This window comes from Bradyrhizobium sp. NBAIM01 (assembly GCF_020194115.1).
Classification (GTDB): domain Bacteria; phylum Pseudomonadota; class Alphaproteobacteria; order Rhizobiales; family Xanthobacteraceae; genus Bradyrhizobium; species Bradyrhizobium yuanmingense.
The window spans coordinates 97348-110591 of record NZ_JADYVU010000006.1 but is presented as its reverse complement, the minus strand read 5'-3'; the positions used below and the strand labels follow the sequence as shown (position 1 = coordinate 110591).

Annotated in this window: 11 protein-coding genes and 1 tRNA gene; 5 read left to right on the top strand and 7 right to left on the bottom strand. The window is 63.5% G+C overall.

Annotation, left to right across the window (positions count from 1 at the left end; all coding sequences use genetic code 11):
- Window positions 1-8: 8 nt before the first annotated feature.
- The 3 genes from I6F31_RS20850 to I6F31_RS20840 form a co-directional block, all read right to left on the bottom strand.
- Window positions 9-593 (bottom strand): NADH-quinone oxidoreductase subunit B, encoded by a 585-nt coding sequence (locus tag I6F31_RS20850; RefSeq protein ID WP_225143511.1) that lies wholly within the window; start codon window positions 591-593, stop codon window positions 9-11.
- Window positions 590-955 carry an NADH-quinone oxidoreductase subunit A gene (locus I6F31_RS20845; RefSeq protein WP_008136158.1) on the bottom strand — a complete coding sequence of 122 codons (366 nt, stop codon included), beginning with the start codon at window positions 953-955 and terminating at the stop codon, window positions 590-592. The genes I6F31_RS20850 and I6F31_RS20845 overlap by 4 nt, the downstream gene beginning before the upstream one ends.
- Window positions 956-1631: 676 nt before the next feature.
- Entirely contained in the window at window positions 1632-3887 is a 2256-nt protein-coding gene (locus I6F31_RS20840) for a TonB-dependent siderophore receptor (RefSeq protein WP_225186044.1), read from the bottom strand.
- A gap of 375 nt (window positions 3888-4262) precedes the next feature.
- Between I6F31_RS20840 and I6F31_RS20835 the strand changes: the two genes are divergently transcribed.
- Window positions 4263-4466 carry a hypothetical protein gene (locus tag I6F31_RS20835; protein ID WP_036010204.1) on the top strand — a complete coding sequence of 68 codons (204 nt, stop codon included), beginning with the start codon at window positions 4263-4265 and terminating at the stop codon, window positions 4464-4466.
- Window positions 4467-4632: 166 nt separating this feature from the next.
- Here I6F31_RS20835 and I6F31_RS20830 read toward each other — a convergent pair whose 3' ends face one another.
- Window positions 4633-5739, bottom strand: a complete 1107-nt coding sequence (locus tag I6F31_RS20830) for an autotransporter outer membrane beta-barrel domain-containing protein (RefSeq protein WP_225186043.1) — start codon at window positions 5737-5739, stop codon at window positions 4633-4635.
- 252 nt (window positions 5740-5991) lie between these two features.
- Window positions 5992-6243, bottom strand: coding sequence for a hypothetical protein (locus I6F31_RS20825; protein WP_036025350.1), 252 nt, complete (start codon window positions 6241-6243; stop codon window positions 5992-5994).
- Between the two features lie 343 nt (window positions 6244-6586).
- Here I6F31_RS20825 and I6F31_RS20820 point away from each other — a divergent pair, with 343 nt between their 5' ends.
- Window positions 6587-8677 (top strand): caspase family protein, encoded by a 2091-nt coding sequence (locus I6F31_RS20820; protein ID WP_225186042.1) that lies wholly within the window; start codon window positions 6587-6589, stop codon window positions 8675-8677.
- A 16-nt stretch (window positions 8678-8693) separates the two neighbouring features.
- On the top strand, window positions 8694-10190 hold the full coding sequence (locus I6F31_RS20815; RefSeq protein WP_050995944.1) for a caspase family protein: 1497 nt from the start codon (window positions 8694-8696) through the stop codon (window positions 10188-10190).
- A gap of 95 nt (window positions 10191-10285) precedes the next feature.
- Here I6F31_RS20815 and I6F31_RS20810 read toward each other — a convergent pair.
- A tRNA-Asp gene (locus I6F31_RS20810) sits at window positions 10286-10362 on the bottom strand.
- A gap of 233 nt (window positions 10363-10595) precedes the next feature.
- Between I6F31_RS20810 and I6F31_RS20805 the strand changes: the two genes are divergently transcribed.
- On the top strand, window positions 10596-10925 hold the full coding sequence (locus I6F31_RS20805) for an HU family DNA-binding protein (RefSeq protein WP_036010212.1): 330 nt from the start codon (window positions 10596-10598) through the stop codon (window positions 10923-10925).
- A 96-nt stretch (window positions 10926-11021) separates the two neighbouring features.
- On the top strand, window positions 11022-12272 hold the full coding sequence (pepT, locus tag I6F31_RS20800; protein WP_036025351.1) for a peptidase T: 1251 nt from the start codon (window positions 11022-11024) through the stop codon (window positions 12270-12272).
- Between the two features lie 61 nt (window positions 12273-12333).
- Here pepT and I6F31_RS20795 read toward each other — a convergent pair whose 3' ends face one another.
- Window positions 12334-13224, bottom strand: coding sequence for a hypothetical protein (locus tag I6F31_RS20795; RefSeq protein ID WP_036010217.1), 891 nt, complete (start codon window positions 13222-13224; stop codon window positions 12334-12336).
- Window positions 13225-13244 lie beyond the last annotated feature (20 nt).

The following is a 13244-nucleotide window of genomic DNA, read 5'->3' as shown; positions in this document are numbered from 1 at the left end:
GTAAAACCTTAGCGTTCGATGGTGCCGGTGCGCCGGATCTTCTTCTGCAGCAGCAGCACGCCGTAGAGCAGCGCCTCCGCCGTGGGCGGGCAGCCCGGCACGTAGATGTCGATCGGCACGATGCGGTCGCAGCCGCGCACGACCGAGTAGGAATAGTGATAATAGCCGCCGCCATTGGCGCAGGAGCCCATCGAGATGACGTAGCGCGGCTCGGGCATCTGGTCGTAGACCTTGCGCAGCGCCGGCGCCATCTTGTTGGTCAGCGTTCCCGCCACGATCATCACGTCGGACTGACGCGGCGAGGCACGCGGGGCGAAGCCGAAGCGCTCGACGTCGTAGCGCGGCATCGAGACCTGCATCATCTCGACCGCGCAGCAGGCGAGACCGAAGGTCATCCACATCAAAGAGCCGGTACGCGCCCAGGTGATGAGGTCGTCGGTCGCGGCCACGAAGAAGCCCTTGTCGGACAGCTCGGAATTGACCTCGAGGAAGAACGGATCATTGGCCCCGACCGGCTTGCCGGTCGAAGGATCCAGAATGCCCTTCGGGGCCGGTGCGATCACCGGACCTGCGGACTGTGTAGACGGGTTCAATCCCATTCGAGGGCCCCTTTCTTCCATTCATAGGCGAACCCGACCGTCAGCACGGCGAGGAACACCACCATGGACCAGAAGCCGGTCGCGCCAAGCTTGCCAAACGCCACCGCCCAGGGAAACAGAAACGCCACCTCGAGATCGAAGATGATGAAGAGGATGGCGACAAGATAGAAGCGGACGTCGAACTTCATGCGGGCGTCGTCGAAGGCGTTGAAGCCGCACTCATAGGCCGACAGCTTTTCGGGATCCGGCTGCTGGAACGCCACGATGAACGGCGCGATCAGCAGCACGAGGCCGATCAGGCCCGCTACCCCTATAAAGACGACGAGTGGAAGATAGTTCTGCAGAATGCCGCTCATTGGCGAGCCCTTTTCCCGCAGCCTCGGGACAGCCACGGATTCGTCCGATTTGGAATTATTCTGAGCCTTAGCGCAGTGCACCAATGGGCGCAAGACACGCTCTTTTCAGGCCCTTTGCCGCCCCCAGAACGGTGAAAATCCCGGAATCACCCCGCGGCTGGTATGGAGCAGATCGCCCCACCCAGCAAGGGCTGCCACGGTCTCGCAGGTCAGCCGTTCTGAGATTGCGGCGCTCGGGCCGAGCCAGCTATTCGCTGCGCGCTAATCGACCGAATGCTCCGGTTTTTGGTGCGGCAGCGCAGCGCCGCAGGGGCAACTTCCCCCCGTTATCGCGGCGACCGATTTGCCGATCGGCGCGGCCAGGACACCATGCTGGTGCGGCCGCCTCAGGTGCAGGAAAGACCTGTCCACAGCCCAGAGTAATCGGAGGAGCCATGCGTCATCACAGGACCAGGGCTCGTCCGGCGAATGTGCCCGCGATTGGCTCCAAGCCGGTCGCGGGCGCGGCGGCGACCTGCCGGTCGCTCGCGCCGCGCCCGGATGAGCTTTGGGCCGGGGGGCATGGCCCGCGAGCTCATCGTAACCGCAGATCAGCGGACGCCCAGGTGGAGCCGAGCGAACGTCACGATCGGTTGCGCTTCGTCCCAGAGCCTTCCGGCCCTGCCCTCGCCTGTCCTCACCATTTGTAGGAGACGCTGGCGGTGACGCGCCGACGGTCGCCGTAGAAGCAGGACGTGGACGACGCGCAGCTTGCGACATAGATCTTGTCGGTCAGGTTGATCACGTTCAGCGCCGTCCGCCAGTTCTGCCATTCATAGTGGAGCGTGAGATCGCCGAGCACGACCGCGGGAACCTCGAGCGTGTTGGCGGTATCGGCCCAGGACGAGCCGATGTAACGTACGCCGCCGCCGAAGCCGAAGCCCGCGAGCGGTCCGTCCTTGAAGGTGTAGTCGGCCCAGCCGGACACCAGGAGTTCGGGCGTGTTGGTCGGCGTCTTGCCGACGAGCGTCGGATCGAGATCCTTGCTCACAAAGAGATTATAGGCCGTGAAGGCACCGATGAACTTCAGCTCCTTCGTGGCATTGGCCACCGCCTCGAGCTCGATGCCGCGCGAGGTCACCTCGCCAGTCTGGTTCTGCAGGAGCGGAACGCTGCCCGGCACCGTTGTCGGGACATTCTGACGGACAAGGTCGAACGCCGAAACGGTGAAATAGCCGTCGAATCCGACCGGCGCGACCTTCACGCCGATTTCGGCCTGCTTACCGGTCTCCGGCAGGAAAAGCTGGTTCGACGCATTAAGGCCGATGATTGGATTGTAGCTCGTTGAATAGGAGACGTAAGGCGAGATGCCGTTGTCGAAATTGTAGATCAACCCGGCGCGGCCGCTGAACCTGCTGTCGTCGCGGCTGGCGACGGTGGCGCCGGTGTCCCGGGCTTCCTGCGTCGTCTCGACCCAGTCATTGCGGCCGCTCAGCACCAGCGTGAAATTGCCGAGCTTCATCTGGTCCTGAACGTAAGTACCAGCCTGTTTCTGCGTGATGAGGAAGTTGCGGAACGGCGAGCCGGGTAGCGGAACCTCAGCTCCTCCGTAGGCCGGATTGAAGACGTTGATCGAGGGCACACCGAACCCGAAGGCCTGGTAATCGTCGATTTGATAGCCCCGCAGATCGACACCGAACAGCATCGTGTGCCTGACGGCGCCGGTGTTGAAACGATACTCCAGCTGGTTGTCGAGATTGGCCTGGTTCGCGGTGTTTTTCGCATACCAGTTATAGCGGCCCATCGTCGCCGTGTTGATGTTGTCCCAGCCGTTGCCGACATAGCCGCGGTAGCTGATATCGACATGCGCGAAGCGAGCGTTCTGCCGGAACGTCACATCGTCGGTGAGATGACGCTCGAACTGGTAGCCGAGCATCTCCTGCTCGCGCGTGAACTTGTCGACACTGGGATCGCCGACGAAGAAGCTGGTCGGGATCTTGCCGAACGGCGCGCTGGTCACCGTGCCCTGATAGGGCAGGAAGTTGATGCCGCGGGTATCCTGCTTCGAGGCCGACGCCAGCACCGTGAAAGTCGTGTCGGCATCGGGCTTCCACGTGACGGACGGCGCGATGAAGTAGTTGTTGTCAGATATAAAGTTGACCTGCGTGCCGCCGTTCTGGACCTGGCCGACCACGCGCGCGAACAGCTTGCCGTTATCAGGACTGGTCGCAACCGGACCGCCCATGTCGAAGCTGACATAGGCGTTGCCGAAATTGTTGACGCCGGTCTCGATGTAACGGATCGGTTCGGCCGGCGGCATCTTGCTGATGACGTTGACGATGCCGCTCGGGCTCGATCCGCCATACAGCACCGCCGACGGACCGCGCAGCACCTCCACACGCTCCATGTTGGGCGTCTGCAGCTTCCAGCTCGCATAGGACGTGTAGAACAGCTGCATGCCGTCGAGGAACAGCCCAATGTCCTCGGACTTGAAGCCGCGGATCAGCCACCAATCGTTGCGCGTGTCCGTACCGAAAGTCCCTGCCCGCACGCCGGCGGTGTAGCGCAGAACCTCGTCGAGCTTGTTCGGCTTCTGGTCGCGGATCTGCTCGGCACCGATGACGGACACCGCCTGCGGCGTCTCCATGATCGGCGTGTTGGTCTTGGTGCCCGACGAGCTGCGGCCGGCGACATAGCCATTCACCGGCCCGCGCGGCGTCTCGACGAAGCCGACGTCGCGCCGTGGCTGCGGCCTGTTCGAGGCAGGGGTCTGCGCCGAGATCCGCGTCGCGCGGCGCTGAGGCGTCGCCGCGGTGCGGCGGCGCGCTTCCGGCGCCGTGACCGTCACCGGCGGAATGTTCTGCGCGCCACTCTGCGCGGAAGATTGTGCAAGCGATGCCTGAGGCATCAAAACCCAAGCGGATGCGGTCGCCAACACGGCCGACCGCAGCATTCCAAGACTGTTCAACGCGCCACCCCAAAGCTGCATGTTTCGATGCGTCGTGCCGCCTGTCCCCGGAACGGCATGCGCTCGCGACGACGCTTATGTGAGGGCGCGGGAATTCCCTAATTGAATGCTTCTTAGAAAGACTCTTAGAAGCACTCCAACACTTTGGCCGCTTGAGATGAGCTTAGCCTCCGCCGCCTCGGAGACGTCCTCACTGAGGATCGACATGCCGGGCCTCGGAAGGGCGCTACCCCCCGCCCCGGACGAGCCCCGCCAAGCCGGAGATGAAACCATTTTGCGGAACCCGCGAAACCATCCGGAAACAGACGGCGCTTAGAAGATGAGCCCGTAGACGACGGCAAAGCCCGTCGGGAGGCTCAGATGAACCACTCAATTCATTCTGCTGATCGTGCGACCCACCTGAAGATCGTGGTGGTGGCGCTGGTGGCCGGCATTGCCGTGGCCGGCTTCGGGATTGCGGCCCGCACCCATGCCGATTACAGCCAGACCGCCCAGTCCACCCAGGTCATCAAGGCCGGCAAGCCGGTGGTGGTGACCAGCGCGGGCACGTCCGAGATTCGCTGAACAACCGAAAAGATCCGGTTTGATGCCAAACGGCCGCCTTCAGGCGGCCTTTTCGTTCGGTTTCACCCATGCGACGGCGCCGCGGGGGATGTTGCCTCCGCCAGGCGCGAGAGGAGCGCAATAAGATGCCCGCCGGGCACGGCGGGCATCCGTCTTCGAGATCACTCTACCAGGTATAGCGAAGGCCGGCCTGAGTACCCGCGATCGAGGTTCCGAATCCGCCAACCCCAGGCAGCAGGGGGTCCGGCAAGGTGATGCTGCTGCCATGAACTTCGAGGTAGGACGACAGCTGCGGCGTCCAGAGCACGTTGACCTTTGCGGAACCGCGAAGACCATTAGTACCGATCACGCCGGCCGCAACGGGGACCGCACCTCCAACGGCGCCGGCGCCGCTCGCGTCAACGATCCTGTAGTACTGACCCGAGATCGACGGCTGGATCTTAAAGCCCAGCCAGTCCGTCTCGAAGCCGGCGCGCATGCCACCGTGAAATTCGGTTGAATCGCCCGTCTTGCTGCCGAAATTGGCGGTATAGCCCTCCGAATAGGTTACGCCGACCGTGGGCTCGAACCACACGGTGTAGGGGAAGTCGAACCGGTATTGGCCGTTCCAGGTATAGGCGATGCCGCTGCCGTCCGCGGTCGCGGCAAGGGGAAGATTGGATGTGCTGCGAGTCCAGCTCGCGAGCGCGGTGAAGTCAGTCGAGAGACCGCCGTTGAGATACGACAGGGTGCCGGAAGTCGATGGAATTGAACCGTCGGTAGTCAGTCCGCCATTCGTGAAGGTGTGCGCCCACGAGTGCGAGCCAGTCCCGATGAAGGTCAGCGCGTCGGTTGCAGTGAAGATACCGATCTTGGTCACATCGACTGCGCCGGTCACCGTCGCAACGCTGACCTGGACCCCGCTCGATTGCGCACTGTCGCCACTGCCGACGAGGTTCGCGCCGTAAAGCCAGGTCGCCGGGGGCGGCGCTGCAAGTGCCGGAGCCTTGGCGTAGGCCAGGGCACCGAACGGATTGCTGACACCCCTTGCGGCGAACGGATCACGACGGTCGAAATCCGACTCCTCGCCGCTGAAGCGCAGCATTCCAGGAGGAGTAACGACCCTGCGATGCTGAATCTGGTCGCGGACGTTCTGGATGATGTTCTGAACGGTGTTGTTGATGACTTGCTGCGGAACATTGACCTCCTGTGCGGAGACCGGTCGCGTCGCAAACAGACTAAGCAAAAAAGGTACGGCCACGACAAAGCCGCGGCGGAAAATTCCTGCCCTCATAGTATTCGATCAGCCCCCTGCTGGTTCAGCCCCGAGCCTTGGCGGGAGGTAAATTCCCGCAAGCTTCAGGCGCCGAATTTATTTGCAAAGCACCCGCGGCGTCTTCACCTGATTGGCTGAATTGGGGGTTCGGCTCCATCAAGCGCGCCCAGCTGATGCTCATTTGCAACACTTTCCCAGGCCGCGCTGCACGCCGAGCAACACGCCCAGATACGAGAAGCAACCCAACGCAGGGCGCGCGCCGATATCCCACTACTCCACCGTCGAGCGGTTTCGCTTCTTCGTGGCACCACGCTGCGTTGCCGTCTTGCTCAGCTCCGGACTTTTCTTAGGCTTGCCTGCTTCCCGTGCCCGGATGTGCCGCCGCACGTCCTCTCGAACGTTCTGGATGATGGAGTCGCGTGACGACTCGGCCGGATCATTGCAGCGGGCCACGCTGCACAAAGCGACGAGCAGCGGCAGGGCCAAAATCGGCGCACGGGCGAACTTGACTGTCCTGGTCATCCGCAGTCTCCGAAGATGTCGCCGGCCTCGGCCGCCTGCGCCATCAACACCAGCGCAGCGCGACTGGTTTCACCGCTCGCGATGTGCAGCCTCTTGGTCGAAGCATCGCCACTCCCGGTTCACGAAATCCTGAACACGGAGGCCTTTGATGTCGTCATCCAGCATCCCTTGATGTAGAATCCACGAACAAGCCGCCTTAGCCCGTTTCTGCGATTTTTCATTTTCTGAGTTTCTGCCGATGCCTGCCCATTTGGGGATTTTCGTTCTCGCAAGCTCGCGTCCCGTCTTCATGTTGCAGGATCTGGCACGCCGGATCGCCGTTCTCAGCTGCGTAGCATTGTCGATGCTCGTTTCGACAATACTGCAGGCGACCGCCGGAGACAGGATCGCGCTCGTTGTCGGCAACAGCAACTATCGCAAGGTCCCAAAACTCATCAACCCGGCCAACGACGCCGCCGACATGGCGACGTCGCTGGGTCGTCTGGGATATTCCGTCAGACACCTCGCCGACCTCGACTACAATCATTTCCGGCAGGCCCTCATCGAATTCGGCAATGCGGCGAAGACGGCCGACAAGGCGGTGATCTTCTTCGCAGGCCATGGCGTCGAAATGGACGGAAAGAACTGGCTGATTCCGGTCGATGCCGAAATCAAGTCCGAGATCGATGTCTATGCCGAGGCGATCAATCTCGAGACCCTGATCGATATCTCCGTGATGCCGAAGATCATCGGCCTCGTGGTTCTCGACGCCTGCCGCAACGACCCGTTCGAAACGACGAAGGTCGCCGCCGCGGGACGCGCGCTGTCGTCGCGGCCATCCAAGGCGGCCGCGCCAGTGTCCGGCACACCCCGTTCCCCGACGCCTTTCGCGGCCGACACGCGCGGTCTTGCCCCTGTCGAGGTGAGCGACAACGTGCTCGTTGCCTTTGCGGCCGCTGCCGGCACGACGGCGAGCGACGGGGCCGGGCGGAATAGCCCCTACTCCGGCTCGCTCCTGCGCCATGTCGAAACGCCGCAACTCGAGATCAACTATCTCTTCCGGATCGTGCACGACGAAGTCTGGAAGGAGACCGGGACACAAGAGCCGGCAATCTACGGGACGCTGCCGAAGGGCGACATCTATCTCAACGGCGACGCTGTCGTCGCAAACGGCGATGGTGGAGCAGATGCCGAGCAGCTCGCCTGGGAGTTCGTCCGCTCGACCAACGAGATCGCGACCTTGCGCCGTTTCGCCCAGCAATTCCCGGCGAGCGCGCATACGGCCGAGATCGACCAGCGCATTGCGCAGTTGCAGACGGCTGAAACGAACGCCTGGAAGATCGTCGAGCGACAGAAGTCGCTCGCGGCCTACCGCGCCTATCTGGATCTCTATCCGTTTGGCCAGCATGTCGAGAGCGCCCGGGTCGCGCTGGCTTCGCTCGAGAAATCGGCTAAGCCGGGCCAAGCCACCGGGCAGATCGACATGCCCGGTCCGCCACCGGCGAGCTATCAGCTCGCCTCGGCCGAGACGACCACCGGCAATTCGGAGGCAGTCGAGAAGGCATGGGACGTCCTGAAGGAATCACGCGATAAGAGCGTGGTTGGCCGGTTTGCCGAGCGCTATCCGAGCTCGCGCCATAACCGCCTGCCGCCGGGCAGCGACCTTGCCCTGCGACCGGTCAATTCCACCGAACTGATGCTGCAATCAGCGCACGATAGCGACGTGAACGCCTGCTTCGACGGCGATTCCGGGGCGTGCGCCAGATCGATCAAAAAATACCCCGACTACGTCCAGCTTCAATTCCAGCTTTGCCGGACCAAGGGCAACCCCAAGGGATGCATGATCAACGCGGTGAACGAGGCGCGCAGGCGCGGGCTCCTGGTTTCCGCCTACACCCGCTCGGAAGAGGAAAAGGTTCGCAATCGCGAATATCGGCGAGTGGTTGCACGCGTGAACCAGAATGTCGGCAATGTGGTCAGCGGCGTCGTCAGCAACGTCGTCGGCAACGTTGTCAGCAATGCCGTTTCGACTGCGGTCAGCAATGCCGCGTCGAGCGCAGCAAGCCGGGCGGCATCGCAGGCGGCATCAGCCGCAGCGTCGAGCGCTGCCAGCCGATCAGCCTCGAGCGCTGCATCAAGCGCGGCCAGCAGAGCGGCCTCGACTGCCGCTTCGAATGCCGCGAGCCGCGTCACCATTCCATCGGACATCCGCCTCAAGGAGGACATTACGGCACTCGGCTGGACCGATACTGGCCTCCGCCTCTACCGCTATCGATACAAGGGCGATGCGAGGTTCTATGTCGGCGTGATGGCGCAGGAGGTCGCGCGGCAGACTCCCGCGGCGGTGTCGTCTGGAGTGGACGGGTTTCTGCGCGTCGACTATGGTCTGCTCGGCCTCGATTTTCTCACCGACCGCGACTGGATGAGGCGGCAGCTCCGTTCGGGCATCGACTAAGGGACGCGACTCCAACTTGCGCTGGCTGGCACTGTTCATTGCCATCGGGCTTCTCTTCGACGCCGAAGCAGAAGCTTCCAACCGCCGTGTCGCCTTGGTCATTGGAAACGCGAGCTACGCGAACGCGCCGCCGCTCGGCTCTCCCGTCAATGATGCCGAGGACATTGCCGCGGGTCTCGCCGGCCTCGGCTTCGACGTCGATCTGCGCAAGAACACGACCCTCGACGATCTGCACGCGAGGCTCGTCGCCTTCACCGAGAAGTCCGCCGCTGCGGACATCGCGGTCTTCTATTTTGCCGGATACAGTGCAGCTGCCGGTGTCGGCAGTTACCTGATCCCCGTGGATGCGCATCTTGCGACACCTGAGTCGGCCAACGCAGAGACCGTTCCCCTGGCTGCGGTGACCGCTGCCGCAGGGCGGGCTCGCAGGCTGGGTCTGGTGATCCTGGATGCCATGCGGGAGAACCCGTTCCCTGCCATACCGAATGGCCGCCGCAGCAGCTCTTCCCTGACCTCAGGCGGAAGCGCACCGATCCGTAACACGCTCGTGTTCTTTCCAGCGGAGCCGGGGCGGACCGCGGAAGAAGGCGAAGGCCGCAACAGCCCTTTCGCTGCGGCGCTGCTGAAATACCTCCGGCAGGCCGACCTCGAGATCAACTTCGTCTTTCGCAACGTTCGCGACGAGGTTCGGCAGGCAACGCACCGGAAGCAGACGCCCTACATGTATGGTCAGCTTTCCAAGGACAAGGTCTATCTCCATCCCGTCAAGCAAGTCGTCCAGGACGATACCGCCGTCATGCAGCACTGCGACAACGCCGTTGCCGGGCTCGCGGATTTGAGGGGACACGTCGACCAAGGCGAGACGCGCGACAATCTAAAGGCGGCGAGCGCGGTTGCGGCGTGCGCGGAGGCGGTCAAGCGGTGGCCAGGGGCGGACCGCCTGCACTACCAGCTCGGGCGTTCATTCTTCGCCATGCGCGATTACGGAGGAGCGGTGGCGAGCTACAAGGCGGCATCCGAGCTCGGCAACGCACGTGCGCTCTACGAGCTCGGATTGATGTACGAGAACGGCAACGGCGTCGAGAAAGATCCCGCCCGCTCGCGCTTCTACTATGAGATGGCCGCCGAGAAGAAGATTGCGCCAGCACTCGTCAGCCTCGGCCTACAGCAGGAGCGTGGAATCGGCGCGGCCAGCGATCCCGCAAAGGCCTATGCGTTGTACCAGCGGGCCGCCGAGCTCGGCGATGCGACGGCCATCAACAGGATGGGGGAGCTTGCCGAGAAGGGACTGGGAGCCAGGCGAGACCTGAAGTTGGCTCGGGCGCTGTACCAGAGGGGCGCCGCGATGGGCGGACTCGAAGCTCTGGTCAATCTCGCCCGGTGCAACGCCAACGGAATCGGCGGCCGACGGGACCTTGCCGCGGCCAAGCGGCTCCTGGCCAAGGCAGCGCAGGCCGGCAGCACCGACGCACGGCGCATCCTCGCGCATATCGAGGAGTCCAAGCCGAAATAGACGAATTCTGGCGGGGAGGAAGCGATCGGGATGAAACGGCAGTCCAAGCGGCGCTTTTGGCCGAGACAGCAACTATTTGATCTATTTGCCAAAAATGGCGCGAGAGACGGGGCTCGAACCCGCGACCTCCGGCGTGACAGGCCGGCGCTCTAACCAACTGAGCTACTCCCGCGTGACACGCAATGTCTGCGGAACGAGGGGGGACTTAAAGGCCCGATCTGGTGAAGTCAAGGATGTTGCATCCACAGCTCAAACCAGCGGATTCCACTGCTGGCACACACGAACGCGGCCCTCGGTAATGCCGGCGGCGTAGTCAGTCCGGTCCCGAATCGTCTACGCCTCCGGGAACTTGCGGGTCAGGGGCCATCTCCCTCTGGACGACCTGCAAGATCGAGGAGGCCAGACATGGCTAAGAAGGATCCGGCTAAGAAGGATTCGGCGAAGAAGGCGGCCGCGCCCGCCACGATCACGCTCAAGCACCTCGCCGCCGACATTGCCGAGCGCCAGGATGTCTCCAAAAAGCATGCCGAGGCCGTCCTGACCGACATGGTCGATCTGATCACCAAGCACCTCAAGAAGGGCGACCGGGTCCGCATCGTCGGCCTCGGCATCCTCCAGGTCCGCAAGCGCGCCGCCCGCACCGGCCGTAATCCTTCCACCGGCGAAGCGATCCATATCAAGGCCACCAGGAAGGTCGCGTTCCGCCCGGTGAAGGAGCTGAAGGAGGCGATCTGAGGCCCTAAAGCGTGACCCAGAGCCCGTTGCGGCCGCATCACGGCCCGCTTTTCTGATATACCGCCAGCTTCAAGAACACCCGGCGGTTTGACCAGAATGTCCTCCCTCTCCTTTTCGCATACCGTGACCGAGCGCTTCCTGCGCTACGTCACCATCGACACCCAGTCCGATCCGGCATCCCCCAGCTCGCCGTCGACCGAGAAGCAGAAGGATCTCGGCCGCGTGCTCGCTGCCGAGCTGAAGGCCATGGGCGTTGTGGACGCGCATCTCGACGATTACGGCTACGTCTACGGAACGATCCCGGCCAACACCGACAAGAAGGTGCCGGTGATCTGCTTCTGCTCGCACATGGACACCTCGCCCGACGTCACCGGCAAGGACGTCAAGCCGCAAATCGTGAAGAACTATCGCGGCGGCGACATCGTCCTGCCCGGCGACACCAGCCAGGTGATCCGCTTCAATGAGCACCCTGCGCTGAAGAACCAGATCGGCAACGACATCATCACCACCGACGGCACGACGCTATTAGGCGCCGACAACAAGGCCGGCGTCGCCGAGATCATGGATGCCGCGCATTTCTTCATCAACAATCCCGACGTGAAGCACGGCACCATCAAGATCCTGTTCACGCCGGACGAGGAGATCGGCCGCGGCGTCGACAATGTCGACCTGAACAAGCTGGGTGCCGATTTCGGCTACACCATGGACGGCGAGAGCGCCGGCTGCGTCGAGGACGAGACCTTCTCGGCCGACGGCGCCACCATCACCATCAACGGCGTCAGCGCCCATCCCGGCTACGCCAAGGGCAAAATGGAGCACGCCATCAAGATCGCCGCGGCCATCGTCGAGCGTCTGCCGAAGGAGGGCTGCTCGCCCGAGACCACCTCGGGCAAGCAGGGTTTTCTGCATCCGATCGGCATCGACGGCGCGCTCGAACAGGCGACGCTCTCCTTCATCGTCCGCGACTTCACCGAGGAGGGGCTAAAGGAGAAGGAGGCGCTGCTCGAGGGCATCGTCAAGGACGTCATGAAGGATTATCCGCGTTCGACCTACACGTTCGAGGTCAAGGAGCAGTACCGCAACATGAAGCAGGTGATCGACCGTCACCCGCACGTGCTCGAATACGCCATCGAGGCGATCCGCCGCGCCGGCCTGCGCCCGATGCGCACCGCGATCCGCGGCGGCACCGACGGCTCGCGCCTGTCCTTCATGGGCCTGCCCTGCCCCAACATCTTTGCCGGCGAGCACGCGTTCCATTCGCGGCTCGAATGGGTCAGCCGGCAGGACATGGAGAAGGCGGTGCAGACCATCGTGCATCTGGCGATGATCTGGGAAGAGAAGGCCTGACGCTTCCTGAAGAGTCGAATATGGCCGGGCTTGCCCGGCCATTTCCATTTGGTTGAGGGGCCTACGGCACTGGCATTGCGCGCGGGTTGCGGTGGAAGCGGTTGGCGCTCGCCATCCAGTTCGGCAACGGCTCTCCATCGCGATGGCGTCCGCCGGCAACCGCCGCGGCCCAGGCCACTGCGGCGCCGATCAGGGTCGCGGCTGCGACCGAGAACGCCACGATGATCGAGTTGCGCCGCGCGCGGTTGATCGCCGTCTTCGCGTCTGCGATCAGGGCGTCAACGCGCTTTTCGGCGTCGGGGGCCGCCAGTCCCGTGACCGCGGCGACCTGCTGCACGAGGTACGTCCGGTCATCGGCGGCGACGCCGCTGTGGCTGGACGACGTCATCAGGATACGTCCGGCTTCGGCGCGCGCTTCCCTTAGGTCGGTGTTCGGAGCGCGGCGCGGCGCGCGGAACAGCTTGTCGAGCTCATAGCTCAACAGGGGCTCGGCGGCCGAGGTGTTGCTCGCCGAGCTGCGCATCGGGGAACGGTCGATCGCGGCAGCGCCGAGAAGGGCCAGCAGCGCGGCGCCGGCCAGGACTGCCAGCGCCCAGGCGGTCAACCCGTGAAGCCCGTCCCGCCGCTCGCCGTCATCCTCGATCGTTGCGAGCGCGGGCTCGGACCGGGTGGTCCGGCCGGCGACGTAACCGCCAAATCCAAAACTGACGATCGCCTGGATGATCAGATAGAGCCCGGAGAGTAGCGCCAGCGCCGCCGACGCATCGCGCCAGCTCGGCGAGGCCGAACTGACACCGAGGCCGACCGCGACACCAAAACCGATCAGGATGAACGACATTGCACTCGCAGCAAGCGCGCCCGCGAACACCGAGCTCCACTGGATGGTTCGAGGCGCCTCAACTGCCAAGCCGCCTTCCATGACCTCTTCCCGCATCAGAGTCTCGACCGTCATCGCGGCGCTCTCAGCGCAGG